The organism is Pseudomonas sp. 5Vm1k (assembly GCF_056161485.1).
The window spans coordinates 29,853-49,525 of sequence record NZ_JBSPCZ010000014.1; the positions used below are offsets into that span (position 1 = coordinate 29,853).

At 59.3% G+C, this 19,673-nt stretch carries 8 protein-coding genes; 4 read left to right on the top strand and 4 right to left on the bottom strand.

The window, feature by feature from the left end; all coding sequences use genetic code 11:
* Window positions 1-7: 7 nt before the first annotated feature.
* Entirely contained in the window at window positions 8-2,293 is a 2,286-nt protein-coding gene (locus ACWIKB_RS24250) for a fatty acid cis/trans isomerase (protein ID WP_475269886.1), read from the bottom strand.
* Between the two features lie 155 nt (window positions 2,294-2,448).
* Between ACWIKB_RS24250 and metH the strand changes: the two genes are divergently transcribed.
* Window positions 2,449-6,159: a methionine synthase gene (metH, locus tag ACWIKB_RS24255; RefSeq protein ID WP_475269888.1), complete on the top strand. Its 3,711-nt coding sequence runs from the start codon at window positions 2,449-2,451 to the stop codon at window positions 6,157-6,159.
* Between the two features lie 592 nt (window positions 6,160-6,751).
* The gene (locus tag ACWIKB_RS24260; RefSeq protein ID WP_054055132.1) at window positions 6,752-6,970 is read left to right on the top strand and encodes a DUF2970 domain-containing protein; all 219 of its coding nucleotides are present in this window, start codon (window positions 6,752-6,754) and stop codon (window positions 6,968-6,970) included.
* Between the two features lie 7 nt (window positions 6,971-6,977).
* Here ACWIKB_RS24260 and ACWIKB_RS24265 read toward each other — a convergent pair whose 3' ends face one another.
* Window positions 6,978-8,051 (bottom strand): ABC transporter substrate-binding protein, encoded by a 1,074-nt coding sequence (locus tag ACWIKB_RS24265; protein ID WP_475269891.1) that lies wholly within the window; start codon window positions 8,049-8,051, stop codon window positions 6,978-6,980.
* A 522-nt stretch (window positions 8,052-8,573) separates the two neighbouring features.
* Here ACWIKB_RS24265 and ACWIKB_RS24270 point away from each other — a divergent pair.
* Window positions 8,574-10,232, top strand: coding sequence for a nitrite/sulfite reductase (locus ACWIKB_RS24270; protein WP_475269893.1), 1,659 nt, complete (start codon window positions 8,574-8,576; stop codon window positions 10,230-10,232).
* Window positions 10,216-10,710, top strand: a complete 495-nt coding sequence (locus ACWIKB_RS24275; RefSeq protein ID WP_475269895.1) for a DUF934 domain-containing protein — start codon at window positions 10,216-10,218, stop codon at window positions 10,708-10,710. The genes ACWIKB_RS24270 and ACWIKB_RS24275 overlap by 17 nt, the downstream gene beginning before the upstream one ends.
* A gap of 74 nt (window positions 10,711-10,784) precedes the next feature.
* Here the strand turns inward: ACWIKB_RS24275 and ACWIKB_RS24280 are convergent, their stop codons facing one another.
* A complete protein-coding gene (locus tag ACWIKB_RS24280) occupies window positions 10,785-14,588 on the bottom strand; it encodes a leucine-rich repeat domain-containing protein (protein WP_475269897.1) in 3,804 nt (1,267 codons plus the stop codon).
* 48 nt (window positions 14,589-14,636) lie between these two features.
* A complete protein-coding gene (locus tag ACWIKB_RS24285; protein WP_475269899.1) occupies window positions 14,637-19,499 on the bottom strand; it encodes an NEL-type E3 ubiquitin ligase domain-containing protein in 4,863 nt (1,620 codons plus the stop codon).
* Window positions 19,500-19,673 lie beyond the last annotated feature (174 nt).

Here is a 19,673-nt window from a genome sequence, read left to right on the forward strand (position 1 = left end):
AGGTCGATCAAAGATTCTCGTACCGATTCATGTCCAGCACGCCCTCTTCCACCGGGTCGGTTTCATGGACGTAGGTACTCAGGTCGTGAAAGTAAAACCAGAACTGCGGATGGCTACGCCGAATCCCCCAGCGCTCGACGATTTTCTCGAAGCGGTTGGCGTCCTTGGCGTTCTCCATCGCATCCACAAACGCCGGCACCTGCTCCGCCGGGATGTTGAACATGAAGTTCGGATAGCTGCTGAGCACGCCCGGATAAATAGTCAGTGTGTCGAGCCCCGGCTGGTAACGCAGGGATTCACCGAGCAGGAACGCCACGTTGCTGTGGGCACGGTTGCGCAGCAGGCTGTAAATCTCGCGTTTGCCGCTCGCGGTTTCGATGCGCAGCATGGTCGCTTCCGGCAACTGGTCGATCACCTTTAACCCCGCCGCCGGACGTGAAGTAAGGCGACTCAAGGCCTGTTCGGCGTTCTGCAACGCCGGATCAATGTTCGGCCGCGAGCAATACGCGCCGTCGCAGCGGTTGATCGGGTCGGGCTTGGCGTTGAGGTCGCCGTAACGGGCCAGCAACTGCATGGCAAAATCCCGTTTCGGGTCTTTTTCGTCGAGTTTCAGCGCCGTTGGCTTGTCGTTGTCGATCGCCTCGTAATCCAGCCACATCTTGAACTTACCGCTGCTTTGGTACCAATCGTCGAGATAGTCATCGCGGGAATCGGCGGGCATCAGGCGCAGGAAGTTTTGCTCGGCACCGTTGCGGATCAGGTCGAAATACAGCCGCGTCTGGGCCTGGTGGGACACATTGCCGAACACGTCGAAGTTGACCGCCAACTGGTAATAGGTGCGCTCCAGCAACGGAAAGTCGAACAGCCAGATGGTTTGCGGCACGTCGCCGATCAGGCCTTTGTTCACCGAGGCGCTGTCGAAGTGGCGGAAGATCGAAAGCAACGCGTTGTCATTCCCCGCCCACAGCGTTGACCAGCTCGGCGCCGGTGCATCGGCATAACTGTCGCGGCGCAGGGCTTCATATTCATTACGTTTGTCGCGGTAGTTGTGCCACAGGCTCAGGACGCTGCCGACATCGTCGTTTTGCCCCGGCATCGCCAGCAGCGGCGTGGCCTGGCCACGGTATTTCGGATCGGTGATGTACAGATCATGTTCAGGGGCCTGGAACAGCGCCCAGAAGTTGTCGCGGATGACGTCGGTGGCAATCTGGCCACGACACACCGGGCCGCGAATAAAGGTGCGCACGAAGTATTCGGCGTTATCGAGCATGAACTGATACCGCGCCTGGGCCGGGATCGCCTCGAACGTGGTGAACGGATTGGCCCGACGTTCCGGGCCGTAGCCCGGCAAGGCGTTGACCTGCCAGTTGCCATTGAAGAACAGGCTTTTGACCCGAGCCAGCTTCGCCGCGCTCAGTGGGTAGGTGATGTGGGTCTTCTGAACGATCACGCCTTGCACCGGCCATAACCGGTAATAAACCTGCGTACCCGGATCGTCGTTCGGCCGGCGCGTGTTGATCAGGTCGATCGGTTGGCCAGTCGGCGTGCGCGAACGCACCCACTGAAAGAAATGCCCCGGCTCGCCATCCTTGAAGTAGTTGTGCGCCAAAAACCAATGCTCAAACAGCCAGCGCCCTACCAGACTGCCGCGAGAGCCGTTTGTGTTGAGCAGGTTTTCCCACTGCACCACCTGCAACGCTTCCTTCGCAGAAGGCACCAAACCTTGTTCGTCAATCGGCGCACCGGACGCCAGCCAGCGCTGCAACGTCTGGTATTGCTGATCGGTCAGGCCGGTGACCGCCAGCGGCATGCCTTCTTTCGGGTGAGCGCCGGCATAACCGTCAAACTCCGCCGGCATCGCGCACATGTTTTCCCGGTTCAGGCCCAGCACGATGTCTTCCGGCAACTTGGCGTTGGGCGTCAGCGGGGTTTTGTGGCCGAGTTCGAGCATCCGCGCCATCAGCGCCGCCTGGCTGCCTTGAGCGTCGAGTACCGAATAGAAGTCCTTGTGCTGCCAGGCGAGTTTGCCGAAGGCGTCATAAAACAGCCGGGTCGGCGCGGCGGCCACACTGCGCTCGCCGTCATAGACCGGGATTTTAGTCGCGCCACGGGCTGCGCCTTCGCCACTGCCCAGGTTGAGCTGACAGGCGGAGTCATAGCAGGCGTGGCAGGCGACGCACTTTTCGGTGAAGATCGGTTGAATGTCGCGGGTGTAGGAAATGGCCGGTTCCTGCGCAACGGCGCCCCAGCTTAGAAACAGCAAAACAATGCTGACGACGACGCGATACGACATGTCCCTGGTCCCGATCATGGAAAAACGCCGCGATTCTACCGGTCTGCCGTCGCCACCAACATGAGCGATATTCATGCAAAACCTTGGCATGCTCTAAAAGCGCACAGGTTTGCTATTATCCCGGCCCTTCGTCATGGTCTTTCCGAGTAGTCCAAATGTCCGATCGCAGTGTTCGCCTTCAAGCTCTCAAGCACGCCCTCAAAGAGCGCATCCTGATTCTCGACGGCGGCATGGGCACGATGATCCAGAGCTATAAGCTCGAAGAACAGGATTACCGTGGCAAACGCTTCGCCGACTGGCCGAGCGATGTGAAAGGCAACAACGACCTGTTGGTGCTGACGCGCCCGGACGTGATCGGCTCGATTGAAAAAGCCTACCTGGATGCCGGCGCCGACATTCTGGAAACCAACACCTTTAACGCCACCCAGGTTTCCCTCGCCGATTACGGCATGCAAGGCCTGGCGTACGAGTTAAACGTAGAAGGCGCGCGCCTGGCGCGCAAGGTGGCCGACGCCAAGACCCTGGAAACCCCCGAGAAGCCGCGCTTCGTCGCCGGCGTGATCGGGCCGACCAGCCGCACCTGCTCGCTGTCGCCGGACGTGAACAACCCCGGCTACCGCAACGTGACCTTCGATGAACTGGTGGAAAACTACACCGAGGCCACCAAAGGCCTGATCGAAGGCGGCGCCGACCTGATCCTGATCGAAACCATCTTCGACACTTTGAACGCCAAAGCCGCGATCTTCGCCGTGCAAGGTGTGTTCGAAGAGTTGGGCATCGAGTTGCCGATCATGATCTCCGGCACCATCACCGATGCTTCCGGCCGTACCCTGTCGGGCCAGACCACCGAAGCGTTCTGGAACTCCGTGGCCCACGCCAAGCCAATTTCGGTCGGCCTGAACTGCGCCCTCGGCGCCAGTGAGTTGCGTCCGTACCTGGAAGAGCTGTCGAACAAGGCCAGCACCCACGTTTCCGCGCACCCGAACGCCGGCCTGCCGAACGAATTCGGCGAGTACGACGAACTGCCGGCGGAAACCGCCAAAGTCATCGAAGAATTCGCCCAAAGCGGCTTTTTGAACATCGTCGGCGGTTGCTGCGGCACCACGCCGGGGCACATCGAAGCCATCGCCAAAGCCGTGGCCGGTTACGCACCGCGTGAAATTCCGGAGATCCCGAAGGCTTGCCGCCTGTCCGGCCTGGAACCGTTCACCATCGATCGCAGTTCGTTGTTCGTCAACGTCGGCGAGCGCACCAACATTACCGGTTCGGCCAAATTCGCCCGTCTGATCCGTGAAGACAACTACACCGAAGCCCTGGAAGTCGCCCTGCAACAAGTTGAAGCCGGCGCCCAGATCATCGACATCAACATGGACGAGGGGATGCTCGATTCGAAGAAGGCCATGGTGACCTTCCTCAATCTGATTGCCGGTGAACCGGACATCTCTCGTGTGCCAATCATGATCGACTCCTCGAAGTGGGAAGTGATCGAAGCCGGCCTGAAGTGCATCCAGGGCAAGGGCATCGTCAACTCGATCAGCATGAAAGAAGGCGTCGAGCAGTTCATTCATCACGCCAAACTGTGCAAGCGCTACGGTGCCGCAGTCGTCGTAATGGCGTTCGACGAAGCCGGTCAGGCCGACACCGAAGCGCGCAAGAAAGAAATCTGCAAACGCTCCTACGACATTCTGGTCAACGAAGTCGGCTTCCCGCCGGAAGACATCATTTTCGACCCGAACATCTTCGCCGTGGCCACCGGTATCGAAGAACACAACAACTACGCTGTGGACTTCATCAACGCCTGTGCCTACATCCGCGACGAACTGCCGTATGCGCTGACCTCCGGCGGCGTGTCCAACGTGTCGTTCTCGTTCCGGGGCAACAACCCGGTGCGCGAGGCGATTCACTCGGTGTTCCTGCTGTATGCGATTCGCAACGGCCTGACCATGGGCATCGTCAACGCCGGTCAGCTGGAGATCTACGACCAGATCCCGGCCGAGTTGCGTGACGCCGTGGAAGACGTGGTGCTCAACCGCACCCCGGAAGGCACTGACGCCCTCCTCGCCATTGCCGACAAGTACAAGGGCGACGGCAGCGTCAAGGAAGCCGAGACCGAAGAATGGCGCGGCTGGCCGGTCAACAAACGCCTGGAGCATGCGCTGGTCAAAGGCATCACCACGCACATCGTTGAAGACACCGAGGAATCCCGTCAGTCCTTTGCCCGGCCGATCGAGGTCATCGAAGGCCCGCTGATGTCCGGCATGAACATCGTTGGCGACCTGTTTGGTGCCGGCAAAATGTTCCTGCCGCAGGTGGTGAAATCCGCCCGCGTGATGAAGCAGGCCGTGGCCCACTTGATCCCGTTCATCGAACTGGAAAAAGGCGACAAGCCGGAAGCCAAGGGCAAGATCCTGATGGCGACTGTAAAAGGCGACGTGCACGACATCGGCAAGAACATCGTCGGCGTGGTGCTGGGCTGTAACGGCTACGACATCGTCGACCTCGGCGTGATGGTGCCGGCGGAGAAGATCCTGCAGGTGGCCAAGGAACAGAAGTGCGACATCATCGGCTTGTCCGGTTTGATCACGCCGTCGCTGGACGAGATGGTCCACGTCGCTCGCGAGATGCAGCGCCAGGACTTCCATCTGCCGCTGATGATCGGTGGCGCGACCACCTCGAAAGCGCACACGGCGGTGAAGATCGAACCGAAGTACAGCAACGATGCGGTGATCTACGTCACCGACGCCTCCCGCGCCGTGGGTGTGGCGACGCAGTTGCTGTCCAAGGAATTGAAGCCGGCGTTCATCGAAAAGACGCGCCTGGAATACATCGAAGTCCGCGAGCGCACCGCCAACCGCAGTGCCCGCACCGAACGCCTGAGCTACCCGGCGTCCATTGCCAAGAAGCCGCAGTTTGACTGGAGCACTTACGAGCCGGTCAAACCGACTTTCACCGGTTCGAAGGTGCTGGACAATATCGATCTGAAGGTACTGGCGGAATACATCGACTGGACGCCGTTCTTTATCTCCTGGGACCTGGCCGGCAAGTTCCCGCGCATCCTCGAAGACGAAGTGGTGGGTGAAGCGGCTACCGCGCTGTATGCCGATGCCAAGGAAATGCTCGCCAAGCTGATCGACGAGAAACTGATCAGCGCCCGTGCGGTATTCGGTTTCTGGCCGGCCAACCAGGTGCGTGAGGATGACATCGAAGTCTACGGCGATGACGGCAAGCCGATTGCCAAGTTGCATCACTTGCGCCAGCAGATCATCAAGACCGACGGCAAGCCGAACTTCTCCCTCGCCGACTTCGTCGCACCGAAGGACAGCGAAATAACCGACTACGTGGGTGGCTTCATCACCACCGCAGGCATCGGCGCCGAAGAAGTGGCCAAGGCTTATCAGGACGCAGGCGACGATTACAACTCGATCATGGTCAAGGCCCTGGCCGACCGTTTGGCCGAGGCCTGCGCCGAGTGGCTGCACCAGCAGGTGCGTAAAGAACACTGGGGTTACGCCAAGGATGAGACGCTCGATAACGAGGCGCTGATCAAAGAGCAATACACCGGCATCCGCCCGGCGCCTGGCTACCCGGCCTGCCCTGATCACACCGAGAAAGGCACGCTGTTCGCCCTGCTCGACCCTGAAGCCAGCGAAATGCACGCGGGCCGCAGCGGTGTGTTCCTTACCGAACACTACGCGATGTTCCCGGCGGCGGCGGTCAGCGGCTGGTACTTCGCGCATCCGCAGGCCCAGTATTTCGCCGTGGGCAAGATCGACAAAGACCAGGTGCAGAGCTATACCTCGCGCAAGGGCCAGGAACTGAGCGTCACCGAACGCTGGCTGGCGCCGAACCTCGGGTACGACAACTAAGACCCTCGAACTGGCCACAGCTCTGTGGCCAACAGAGATACCCTGTGGGAGCGAGCTTGCTCGCGATGAGGCCATGACAGTCGAAATCAATGCGACTGTCAGGCCGCTATCGCGAGCAAGCTCGCTCCCACAGTGGTTTTGGGTTGTTCACAAATGCCCGGTTCAACCCTGATCCATTGTGGGAGCGGGCTTGCTCGCGAAGGCGGTGTGACAGTCAACGAAGATGTTGAATGTGACGGCCCCTTCGCGGGCAAGCCTCGCTCCTACAGGGGTTTGGGGGTGTTCACAAATGCCCGGTTCAACCCTGATCCATTGTGGGAGCGGGCTTGCTCGCGAAGGCGGTGTAACAGTCAACGAAGATGTTGAATGTGACGGCCCCTTCGCGGGCAAGCCTCGCTCCTACAGGGGTTTGGGGTGTTCACAAATGCCCGGTTCAACCCTGATCCATTGTGGGAGCGAGCCTGCTCGCGAAGGCGGTGTGACAGTCAACGAAGGCGTTGAATGTGACGACCCCTTCGCGAGCAGGCTCGCTCCTACAGGAACCGTGTGGATTGTCTATGCTTGCCTGACACACAGCCATGACGAGGGATTTATGGACGATCCGGTCGACAACAAGCCACCGACTTTGTGGCAGATGCTGCATAGCGTGGTAGCAGCGGCGTTCGGGGTGCAGAGCGGGAAGAATCGCGCCCGGGACTTTACCCACGGCAAGCCAAGTCATTTCGTGATTCTGGGGATTCTGTTCACGGCGGTTTTTGCGCTGTCGCTGTTTGGCATCGTGAAGCTGGTTCTGCTACTGGCCGGGGTTTGAAGCCGCTTCAGTGCATCAACGTTTGCAGGCTGAACGGGTAGCGATAGGACGTCGGTCGGCCCTTGGCCGACAGGTGCCGGAAGTTCACCCCGAAATCCGGTGCATCGCCCATGGCCAGCATCCGCCTGGCCTGGGTCTTGTCGATCAGTTGCAATAACGGAAGTTGCCGGTCACGGCCACCGTACTGATTCAAGTCCACGCCCTGATCGATATCGTGCAACTCCACCATCGCCCAGCCACCCAGGGTGAAATGCCCGCCCAACAACACGCTCAAGCGTCCATCAATAATGGCCTTCAACGCCGCGGGCGAGGTATTGAAAGCGCTGAACAACGCATCCACGCCCGGCCTCCTCCCCGTCTCGGCATACGCCTGCATCGCACCGAACGCCATCTCGTCATTGGCTGACCACACCAGCGACACCTGCGGGTAACGCCGGAACAGCATTTTCGCCTGCTCATACGCACGATCACGGGTCCAGCCGCTGTAGACCAGTTGCCGCAAGCGTACTTCTGGGTGCTCGGCCAAGGCGCGCAGCATGCCTTTCTCGCGCAATTGCGCCGATGGAGTGATCTTCAGGCCGGAAAACGCCAGTAAGTCGATGGTCTGACCGGGCGTCACCGGTGGATGCTGGCGGATCAGTTCCTTGAGCATCAGGTAGCCGCCCTCCTCGTCGTTGGGCACCAGGCTGCCCAACCGGTCCGGACGATCACCCAACAAACTCAGCTGATTGTCGGTCAGTGACGCATTGACCATAAACAACTTCACACCACTACCCTGGGCCAGGCGCAGGATTTGCGGGGCGACGTATTGTTCGTTGGCGAATACCAGATAGTCCGGGCGATCAGGTCCCTGCAACGCCGTGCGGGCCTGGGCAATCGTCAGTTCGGGCATGCGCTGGGAATAGAGAATCCGCAGGTCCATGCCCAAGTCCGTGGCCGCTGCCTGCATGAATTGCCCATAGCTGACCCAGAACGTTTCATTGGTGCTTCCCGGACTCAGGAACAGCACCGATGCCGCCTGGGCGCAGGGTCCAAAGACCGAGCCAAGCGTCAGCAATACACCACACAGAAACTTCAACATTAATGGTCCGAGCCCCGGAAATTCGCCGCGCATTATAGCCAGCGAACGCCCGAAAAACGGGGTTTATTCCGGTTTTTGTCCGACAATCGTCGGAACCGGGCCCGGACGGGGTCGCTATTGGTGACTGACCCAGAAAACGGCGGTTCCTACGACCAGGATAATCAGGAACAAAATCGCCCAAGCGTCAACGGTACTGTCGCTTTTCCTTGCTTTAGTCGGGTTGCTCATTGCATCGCCTCTTGTCGGTTTTATCGGTGATTGCATAAAGACTCGACCACAGTAAAGACGACGATTGCCCTCACCACAAACAGGGGTTTAGTAATAACGGTTCTCGTTAGTCGTTTTGGTTCTTTACATATACTCAAACATCACTTTTGCGCATAACTCCAAACTGGTATCTTGCCCCGGCTCCGTAGGGAGTGCGCGGCCGTGCGCGCAGAATTGCCGAGGCAGTATCGGAGACTTCAGCAAGCGAAAAACGCAACTGGAACCGACCGGCCCAAGCCTGAGAACAGGACTTATATGTACGTATACGACGAGTACGATCAGCGGATCATCGAGGACCGCGTCAAGCAGTTCCGTGATCAGACCCGACGCTATCTGGCAGGCGAGCTGAGCGAAGAAGAATTCCGCCCCCTGCGCCTGCAAAATGGCCTTTACATCCAGCGTTTCGCGCCGATGTTGCGAGTCGCGGTGCCTTACGGCCAACTGACTTCGCGCCAAACGCGAATGATGGCCAAGATTGCCCGTGACTACGACAAGGGCTACGCCCACATCAGTACCCGGCAGAACGTGCAGTTCAACTGGCCGGCGCTGGAAGACATTCCGGACATCCTGGCTGAGCTGGCCACCGTGCAGATGCACGCGATCCAGACCAGCGGCAACTGCCTGCGCAACGTCACCACCGATCAGTTCGCCGGTGTCGCTGCCGACGAGTTGATCGACCCGCGTCCATGGTGCGAAATCGTCCGTCAGTGGACCACTTTCCACCCGGAATTCGCCTACCTGCCGCGCAAATTCAAGATCGCCATCAACGGTTCGACTTCCGACCGTGCGGCCATCGAAGTCCATGACATTGGCCTTGAGCCGGTGCACAACGCCGCTGGCGAATTGGGTTTCCGTGTGCTGGTCGGTGGCGGCCTGGGCCGTACGCCGGTCGTTGGCGCGTTCATCAATGAGTTCCTGCCGTGGCAGGACCTGTTGAGCTACCTCGACGCCATCCTGCGGGTCTACAACCGCTATGGCCGTCGCGACAACAAGTACAAGGCGCGGATCAAGATCCTGGTCAAAGCGCTGACGCCTGAAGTCTTCGCGCAAAAAGTCGACGCGGAAATGGAACACCTTCGCGGTGGCCAGACCACGCTGACCGAAGCCGAAGTGCATCGCGTCGCCAAGCATTTCGTCGACCCGGACTACAAGGCCCTGGACAACCAGACCGCCGCACTGGCCGATCTCGATAAAGAACACCCAGGTTTCGCCCGCTGGCGCACCCGCAACACCCTGGCCCACAAAAAGCCGGGTTATGTGGCGGTGACCCTGTCCCTGAAGCCGACCGGTGTTGCACCGGGCGACATCACCGACAAGCAGCTCGACGCTGTGGCCGACCTGGCCGAGCGTTACAGCTTCGGTCAACTGCGCACCTCCCACGAGCAGAACATCATTCTGGCCGACGTTGAACAGTCCCAACTGTTCGCGATGTGGGGCGAATTGCGCGAGCAAGGTTTCGCCACACCGAACATCGGCCTGCTGACCGACATCATCTGCTGCCCGGGCGGTGACTTCTGCTCCTTGGCCAACGCCAAGTCGATCCCGATCGCCGAATCGATCCAGCGTCGTTTCGACAACCTGGATTACCTGTTCGACATCGGTGAACTGGACCTGAACATCTCCGGTTGCATGAACGCTTGCGGTCACCACCACGTCGGCCATATCGGCATTCTAGGGGTGGACAAAAAAGGCGAAGAGTTCTACCAAGTGTCCCTGGGTGGCAGCGCCAGCCGTGACGCCAGCCTGGGCAAGATCCTCGGCCCGTCCTTCGCCCAGGAAGCCATGCCTGATGTGATCGAGAAGCTGATCAACGTGTACATCGAACAACGTCACGAAGACGAGCGCTTCATCGACACCTATCAGCGTATTGGTATCGACCTCTTCAAGGAGCGCGTCTATGCAGCGAATCATTAAGAACAACGAAGTCGTCGACGAAACCTGGCACTTGCTGCCCAAGGATTTCAACATCGACGAGATCAGCAACTGCGATGACCTGATCGTGCCGCTGTCGCTGTGGCGCGAACACGCCCGCATGCTCAAGGCCCGCGACGGCGGCCTGGGTGTGTGGCTGGACGCCGATGAAGAAGCCGAGGAAATCGGTGATGACGTGGAAAACTTCCAGGTCATCGCTCTGAACTTCCCCGCCTTCACCGATGGCCGCAATTACTCCAACGCCCGCCTGCTGCGCGACCGTTATGGTTTCAAAGGCGAATTGCGGGCGATTGGTGATGTGCTGCGCGACCAGTTGTTCTATCTGCGCCGCTGCGGTTTCGACGCTTTTGCGTTGCGCGCCGACAAAGACCCGTATGAAGCCCTTGAAAGCCTCAAGGATTTCTCGGTGACGTACCAAGCCGCCACCGACGAACCGCTGCCGCTGTTCCGTCGCCGCTGATGGCTAAAAGGCCTTGGGCCCTGGCATTGTGCCGGGGTCCAAGGTTTTTTTTCGTCTGGCAAAAGGTGTTTGCGTTATTGACCAGGCATTGGCGCCTGATACGTCATGATGTGTTCCTCAAGCCTGGCCAGACTCACAAAAGGGTCATTGCCGTTGATAGCCGGCCATTGCACCTCCTGAAACAGGTGCTGGCAAAGGGTCGGTGACGCCTCCACCGCGTCGACCATGTGCCATACCCGTTGTTGCAGCGGCACGTAGTCCACCTGAAAATCCGCCGTGCGCCGAAGTACCGCAAGGGTTTCAAAAAACCGCTCGCTCCCCGCCTCCGTCACCAGCCGTTGCCAGCGCTGAATCTGCAAAGCAGCGTGCTCCGGCGACAACCCAACCAGCCAGGCATCGGGCCGCAGGGCATCCACGTTCGGCAGCCCCATCCACACGTTGATACCGGTTTGCTGGCGATGGTTCGCGACCCAGCGCAAGGTATCGATATCCGATAACGGATTGCCCGCCAGCAATAGATTATCAGCGGCCACGGACTGTTTTCTGACCGCTTCGGGAATCCGGGGAATCAGGTTGTCGCGCAGATCAAGACGCTGCAAATACGGTTGATCGAGCACACCAACCGGGCAAATGCGGATACCCGTACCCCGCAGGTTCAATCGTCGCAAGGCCGTCATCTGCAACACCATCGGCGGCACACCCAATGGGTTGTCGCTCAGGTCGAGAGCTTCGAGACGGGTCAGTTCGCCGAACTTGCCGGCGGTTTGCTCAGTCAGCGTCAACCCGGTCTCATTGAGACTCAGGCGGGTGAGCCGGATCATTTGGCTGATAGGCTCAGGCAGGCTGGCGCGCGACCCACCTCCCGCAAGCGCAATACGCAAGTCGGTCGCCCCCAGATCCAGCCTGCGCAGATTGGGCAAACACTCCAGAAATCCCGACAAGCTCTCGGGCTGCGTCAAGGCGAAATTCGAAGCCGACAGCACCACGACATCCGGCAACTTGACGTTCAGGGTTGGCAGGCTGTGCAACTGTTCGAAGTCCAGGTCCAGTTGAAAGCCGACAAACTGACCGTCGATATACACACGACTGACTGTGTCGCCCCGCCGCTGCCACAGTGCTTCGAGCTCCCTCGCCAGTTCGATTCTGGTGCGCCGTTCGTACTCCACGGCCTCGTCGATGCGCGCGTCATTTTCCTCCTCGATTTCTTCAAGGCTCATGCCTTGGGCGTCCTCCTCACCCGGAGCGAGTAAATCGATGTCCATGTCTTCGGCATCGGCTTCGACGTGCTCGATCCAGCCCACCAGATCAATGCGCAGTTGCTGCAACTGATCGGTGAGACTCGCCAGCCTGGTCTGGACGCTGAGGCCTGCGTCTTCAACCCATGCTTCTATTTCTTGCGGCGTCATCTGCGGATAAAGCTCCTTGAGCTGCCACTTCGCCAGGTCCCTGGACAGCTCCCCACCCTGTGGGGTCGCCGGGAAGCCCCCGCCACGCAAGCCCATGCTGTCGAACGGCATGCCGGCGTCCATTCGGCGCAACCCCACTTCCAGTTCAGTGCGGGGCAGCACGCCTTCCCGCAGTTTGATCGTCAAGTCCTGCACTGCGCTTTCCGGGCGCAGGCCCAAGGCCGTGCGTTGCTCAGAGGGCAGCGCTTGCAGTAACGCGGTCGGGAATTCCACCGTCTTGCCGGGGACCGGCGGGTTGGCCTGATAGCGCGAACCTTGCTTGATCAGTTGCCGATAGTGACCACCACTGCGAGGACCGATGCTGTCCAGCACCCGAGTGTTCGCCGATGCACCGTCGAGGATTTCGATGCGGGTCAGCGGCGACCATCCCGGCAGCCGCCGCAGTGAATGCAGCGCCAGCACGTCGCTGTCGGCCTGCTCCACCGATCGCAAATACAAACCCTCATAGGCACGGGTCAGCCGCACATGAAACGCGTACTGCTGCGCCTTGGCGCTCAATTCACTGAGTACACGTTTGGCATCGGCCGGGGTATGGAGTGCCTCGATATCCACGCCAGAGCGGTCGAGCATCTGTTCGATAGCGCTCTTCGGCAAGCCGGGATAGTGCTGCTGGAACAGCTTCACCCATGCATGTTCCGAGTGTTGAAGCGCGGCGTAGCGTTGGGTGAATAGCTCGGCTGCCTGCGAGTCCTGCCGCACCTCATGATCAATGTGAAACCGTGTGAGCGTGTCCGCCAGGATCGGCGTCGGTGGGCGCTGGCCCGCCTGCATCTGGGCCAGCAGGTCATTGTCGATATCACAGACATGGCCAACCTGAACCAACACTTCGTCGCTGAAGGGTTCTGCCTCAAATCCGAGGCCGCGTAGCAAGCGCAGGCGTTCGTTGACTGCGGAGCCTTCGCTGACGATTGTCGGCGCGGGCGCCTCGATCACCTCAGGCTCCCGGAGCGTGGCCGTCGCTGCACGTTCTTCGGCCTTGAGCGCCATGCCTGCCATGGCTACCGGCAAGGCGTTGAGCAAACCGAATATCGTGCGGGTGACCCCGGCCGAACGTTCATCCGGCGTCTGGCCATCCACCGCATGCGCCAGCCCATAACCGGCATCAATCAGCCCGGCCAGGGCCAGCAAGCCCTCGGCGCCGGGTACGAACAAGGCCAACGGGCCAAACTTCTCGATCCATTGCGCCACCGGTTCGACTACCGCACTCAGGTTGTCCCGATTGACCTGGGCATCGTCACGAATGCTTTCGATGCTGGCCTGGGCCGCTTGCTTCATGACCTGCACCCATTGGGCAAATGGATCGGTTATCGCCTCGGGTACTAGCAGATGAATGTAATCCTCCGCAGGCCAGTAACCATCGTTGTTGAAAAAACCATGGCCCTTTTTCAACCGGTATTGCCGAGGGTACGTGGCCACGCCCTCCAACGCTGTGAGCACACCTGCATGAAAAGTCCCGTCCTCGCGATCGTCCTCGACAAAATGCGCTGCCAGTGCCTTGCGTTTGTTGTGATCCCGGCTGCTATCGACGAGCCATGCGCGCAAGGCGTGGAGATCGACAAACTCATGGAACGGCGAAGAGTTTCCCGGCACGTAAAGAATAATCCGGCCACTGACCTTGTCCTTGAAACTCCAGATATCGTTGGAGGTGTAGCGATAGATCATCAGACGTGCCACTTCAACTGACGGCGGAATCGATGTCTGCACCTGCATGTGCTCGACCGTCAGTTGCACCCATGTTTGTTGAGGGTCAAGCCCGGCGGCGCGCAGAGCCAAGCTGAGACCTTCCGCGCTCAAGCTGTTTTCCTGGTGTTGCAACCAGGCGGCCATCACAAAAGCGGTTTTGACCCCGGTGCGCAACGGGTAGGCCGCAGACGCCAGAATCGTCTCGTCTCCTGGCCAGGCATCGCGCACGTAAGCGGCGTAAAGGTCCTTGAACTCCAGTTCCCAAACCCACTGTTTGAACTCGGCCGGTTGCACGGCCAATTGCGTGTCCGGACCGTAGCGCTGTGGCTTGGTTAGCCGGTAAATACCTTCGTAATCGCGAAAGCCGCCGCCGGGGTTGATCGACTCGTCGATCTCGACGATACGCACCTGCGGCCCCACTGCCGGCGGCGTGTACAGACCAAACGCCGTCTCGCCAAAACGGCCGGCGCCGACAGTCTGGTAGTTGTTCAGCAGGACCTCAACCAGACGTTGCGAGGTCCGGGCCTTGCCCAAATGAACGTCACCGATGGCCGGATAGCCATAAAAATCGTAATTGAGGTCCACCAGCAGTGCCTTCAAGGGCGCTTCGCCCCAGCGCTGGCGGATCTGTTTTGCCGCGTATTGTGCGGCGGTCATCGGCAGGATCGCGTCCAGCCCGAGACTGGAAATCCCCCCGGCAGCCTTACCTTGTTGTTCGAACGTGTTCATATGCAATCCTTGCAGTGATCAGATTCCGTTTTTTTGCTCATGACTTTCTCAGCCCGCGGCAATGACCGGCAGCGCAAGCTCGGGATGCCGGGCCAGGGCTTGCGACGTCAACTGCCTGAACAGCGCCGTGCGTTGGTTGGCGTAGTTGTTGACGATGCCGTCCATGCTCTGGTTGAACTGCTCTCGGGTGTAATTGTGTTGCCCGTCGAGTCGCGCGAAGGCGGTCGCGGTGCTGATAACCAGTTCGTCGAATTGTTCGAGGTGGGTGTTTTCCAGGTATTGAGTCCAGAATTCCTGGACCGAGATCCAATCGACCAACTGCGTCGTGTGTTCTGCCTTCACCACTTGGGCGTACACCCAATCGAGGGTTGGCGGAATAACCTCCACACTCAAAAGATTGTTCATCTCCCGGGGCTGGGCGGGCAGGTTCAGGCGTTCGGCCAGGCCTACCCGAAATGCCAGGCTGATTTCCATGGCCTGTTCGTCGCTCAACGGGCCGATGCTGCGGCGCGAGAGGATGTTGTTGAGGGCTAGCCGCTCGACTTCCTGCAACCGGAACAAGCCACGCAATAGCGAGGCCAGCTGGCCTTCCAGAGCATTGACTCCGGACCTGGCGGCGGTCATGGCCCGGTAGCACAGCACCCGCACATGCAGGTCGCTGAACAACAATGAAATCCCGTCGGCACTGCTGCGCCCGTTACTGGCCATGCGAAACAGCACGCGCCTCAGGGCGTCGTCTTCGGCCGCCGCCGAGACCACGTCCCAGACGCGCAGACTTAACGAGCGATAGACCATCCGGAAATCGGCGGTATAACGCAGCCGCGTCAACAGCGAAAAAAACGGCTGGCCATCCGGGTAAGCCAACAGCGAGCCCCACATGACGCGTTTTTGCACCGCTTCCTGAGTGGTGATCCCTGTCAGCCAGGTCGCGCTCATGCTCATGTCCGCGACGGCTTCAACCAGGCCCAGCGAGCGTCCCGACAGTAATAGCCCCATGCTGATTTGCGCGGTGAGTTGATAAGCCGTTACCCGCTGTTGTGTCGCGGGGGTCAAGGGATTACCGCCAATATCAGTACCCCTGTTCAAGCGACCGGACGCTGCATACACGTCTTCGGGGATCTGGCTGATTCGGTTGTCACGCAGGTCCAGCACTTGCAGCGTGGAAAGCCCGGTTGCCCCTGCCGGCCACTGGCTGATGCCCGTATTGCCTAACTCCAGGCGTGCGAGCCGGGTCATTCGGGCGACATTGGGGGTCAGGCTCAAGTCCGCGTTATTACTCAAGTTCAAGGTCTTGAGCTGGGTCAATCCGCCCAGCTCATCGGCGGAAGCGCTGGTCAGTCGTATCTGGTTGTCGCTCAGGTTCAGGGTTTCAAGCTGGGGCATGTCGCCGATGGCCAGGGCAAACCGGGTCAGTTGATTGCCGACCAGTGACAGGTGGCGCAACTGTTTGAAGTTGTGCAAAAAGCTGTTCATCCCGGTACTGGCCCCCATGCGATCCATGACCAGCGAGCCAACGTGGCTGAAGTCACCGGTAATGATCGGCATGTCCCCCACATGCAGCGGCGGGAACGACAGCTCATAGAGCCGGCCGTCGAGAGTGAGCCGGCTAGGGGTTTCCTTGCGCCAGCAACGGATGATTTCCCGGCTGACCCTGGATTTGGCCAGCCTCGACACTTTGACCCGAGGCCCATCGCCCTGCTGGGACCAGTTCTCGCGGCCGATCCAGCCCTGCAATACCTCGACGATCTTCAGGAACTCGAGCCTGAGCTCCTCCAACTTCCTGGCGGCCAGCACCTCGACCGGTCCCAACCCCGTCAGAAACAGATCGATCCGTTCCGGTGAATGGGTGGGATACAACTCTTGGGCACGCTGGATCAACGCGGCAGACTTGACCGGCGACGTCAGGGGCTTAGGGAGATGCATCTTCGAACCCGCCCCCAGCAACGGATCGGCCAGGCGCATGGGTGACACATACCCCGCGTGGCGGAATGCAATGCCCAGGACCTGCCCGGCCATCCCGTGGCGCTCCAGCGCCTGTGCCGTGATCTTTTCGCGCAACGCCAGCGCACCGGACTCCCCGGCCACACCCAGCGTTTCGCGACGAGCTGGCGTCAACCCGTCCCAGAGAACCTGGAAATAATGTTCGCGGGTCCGGCCCGCAAGAATGCTGCGTGCGACGTAATTCTCGTCCGCCACTTCATAGCGATCAGGATGAGCACTGATCAACACTTTTTGCGTGGCGTCTTCGGAGCCCAGACTGGCGAATTCTTCGGTGTAAAACGACCACTCGAGGACGCGAAGATAAATATCGCCTTTCCAGCCCGGCAGATTTTTCAATGTATTGAACACCAAACGGTCGGTATCGACGCCACCGGTCGCATTCAGGTACAGCCCCTCGTAAGCCCGGCTGATGCGCACCACCTGTTGGAAGCGACGGGCTTCTTCGGCAAGCCGCAAAGGGACTTTGCCGTCATCCAGTTCATTCCATTCACTGTCCTCGGCGTAATGGACCAACTCATCGAGCACGCTGATCGGCAGGTCGGGAAACTGATTGCGCAAAGGTGTAGCGCGGTTTTCGTGCACAGAGACAACGCGCTGGTAAATCCAGCCGAACAGCTCCAGTCGCTTGCGATCCGCCTGTTCCGCCAGCACGTTCACCAAGGCCTTGATCTGTTCGGCGGGCACCTGGGTCGTCGAGTCCAGCAGGCTTTCCCGTTCGGCGGCGCTCAGGCCGGCTAGCAGAGGGGTGTAAAACTGCCCTTCCTTCACCTGCGCCTGGGTCAGGGTGATGGTTTTCGTCGTCGCCTTGGCATCGACGTGAGCGAATTCCTCAAGCGCTCGACTTTCGACATCGACCACCTTGAGCCCTGCCTGCAAAGGCCACTTCTTCAGGGTCATCAATAACCGCATCTGTAGATCCGCATCGGCCAGGGGCTCGGCGGTTGCGCCCTGCAACTGTTCAATAAACCGGCTCACGGACTGATCGGTGGCGAAGCGGCGAACGGTATCGACCAACAGCGCAGGCGGGTTCATGCGATCAATCAGCGTCCGGCGCAACATCCGCTCATCGACGGCACTCACCGCCAGAATCTGCAGCGCCGTGGTGTCCGGAATGTCCTGCTCCGAATAGCCCATTCGCCGGAACAGCTTCAGTCGATCCCACTCTTGAGGCAGCTCGGAATCATGGCGCCAGGCCCCAGCGTCGTTGGTTTCGAGTCGCGGATGATAGGTTTCCCGGATCGCCGGCCTCTGCACCTCCCACAGGCCGCTGTCCGCCTGCTGGCGAACGGCATAGACGTGTTTATCTACGGTCAGGTAGGCCTGATCGTTGATCCAGCGCAGCCCCTTTTCATCGGGTTTGAGCCAGGCCGGCAGCGTCATGTCCTGTCGGTAAGGCACCAGGCTCGGCTTCCACAGACGCTCCTCGTCGCTGGATAACCTGACCCGGCGCAAGCTTTCGACAAAGCTCGAACCTCTGACTTTCAGGAAGGTGGCTTTCGCCGCCGCCCCGCCTGCGGCCAGCGCCGCCATGATGATGAGGTTTTCCAGGGTGTCGAAGAAGTAATCCGTGGCCTGTTCCTGCTCCCCGGCGGCCCAGCTCTCGACGCCGTGGTAAACCCCCAGCAACAGCTGGACCGCAGCCACCGCCATCAATACCTCGCCCACCACCGGGATGAATGAAGCGGCGAACAACGCAATATTGAGCCCCAGCTCTTTGTAGCCTTCCAGGCGGGCCACGCGGGTTTTCTCGTCTTCGTCATCGGTCGGCACTACCAGTTGCCGTGCATCGGCCATCACCCTGACCACGCGCTGGCGGTAAAGCTCGGCGAAATAATCGCTCCCCGTCCCGATAGCCATCACTGGAATGAAAGCCGTGCGGGTTGGCAGCATCCAGCCTGTTGTCCCGAACAGACGCTGCTTGAGCATGTCTTCAAATCCCACCCGATCCACCAGGGTGACCAACCCCGTGATGAAGGACTGGAACGCCTCGGTGCGCAATCGATCGCTCAGGCCAAGCTCAAATCGCCTGTAGGTCGGGTATTCCTTCAATGGCTGTATCGGGTCGCCGGGTAAATACAGCACGCAGGGATTATCGAAATAAGCACCCTCGCTGACCGCGACAATCAGCATGGCGCCGTGCAGCGAATACTCCTGCAACTCCAGGCGCTTGAAGGCGATGGTGTGATTGTCGAGCTTGATCGACGCTTGGTTTCCCACGAGCTCTGCGAGCATCTGAAAAACGTTTTCGCCGATATGTTTCTGCATCAGTGCCGTGTGCCGATCAACGTCGAGTTGTCGCCAGGCGTGAGCCGAACATTTTTTTTGCACCTCGCTGGTGCTGACGTAAGGTTGGAAAACACCGTCGAGATGCGTCTGGTATTGCTTGCCCAAGTCCAGCTGGCGGCACAGTTGCGCAAACTCATGGGGCTGGATATCTAGCACTTTGTTGGCGTTTCCGTTTATACGCTCCGGCTGATAGATCAGTGATCTTTCATGATAATTAGTGGCAAGCGTTTCACTCTCTTCAAAGTTCTCACATGCGGCGACCAACAAATCTCTATCGATCGGCAACACAAGTTTATTATTAAGACCCAGAAAACTTGAAGTGGAGCGAACATGTTGAAAAACAACACCGGTTATATCCAGAGGCTCGCCCAACTTATCGGACATGGCCTTGGTCAATAGTGGAGCACAGAATTTTTCCGGGCTTTTCAATCCGGCAATCGCCTTGATGACATCGGCCCGGGAATGATGACTGGCGACGAGGGCCGCGTGTAGGCCTTTGCGCCTTTGCGGGGTAGCTTCCAGTAGCCATGCAGGGAGTTTTTTACGCTTGAAGAAATCGAAGAAAACGCCTTGCTCTTCGGGCGTCATATCTTGCGGTGGTGTATTAACTGGAGTTGAAGACATAGTCAGCGATCCTTGCGACTGGTAAGAGACTATCAGTCTATCGCCCGGCAACTCTATTAATAGCGCTAAAAGCTGATGGGAACGTGCGCAAACAAATCAACAACTCGAATTTAAACAATACATATATACCACCCACTTCTTGTTTATGCCGTAAAAACCATCGTCCATAAAAAA

Coding starts and splice junctions, on each gene's coding strand:
- ACWIKB_RS24250 (WP_475269886.1), bottom strand. CDS start 2,293: ATGTCGTATCGCGTCGTCGTCAGCATTGTTTTGCTGTTTCTAAGCTGG.
- metH (WP_475269888.1), top strand. CDS start 2,449: ATGTCCGATCGCAGTGTTCGCCTTCAAGCTCTCAAGCACGCCCTCAAA.
- ACWIKB_RS24260 (WP_054055132.1), top strand. CDS start 6,752: ATGGACGATCCGGTCGACAACAAGCCACCGACTTTGTGGCAGATGCTG.
- ACWIKB_RS24265 (WP_475269891.1), bottom strand. CDS start 8,051: ATGTTGAAGTTTCTGTGTGGTGTATTGCTGACGCTTGGCTCGGTCTTT.
- ACWIKB_RS24270 (WP_475269893.1), top strand. CDS start 8,574: ATGTACGTATACGACGAGTACGATCAGCGGATCATCGAGGACCGCGTC.
- ACWIKB_RS24275 (WP_475269895.1), top strand. CDS start 10,216: ATGCAGCGAATCATTAAGAACAACGAAGTCGTCGACGAAACCTGGCAC.
- ACWIKB_RS24280 (WP_475269897.1), bottom strand. CDS start 14,588: ATGAACACGTTCGAACAACAAGGTAAGGCTGCCGGGGGGATTTCCAGT.
- ACWIKB_RS24285 (WP_475269899.1), bottom strand. CDS start 19,499: ATGTCTTCAACTCCAGTTAATACACCACCGCAAGATATGACGCCCGAA.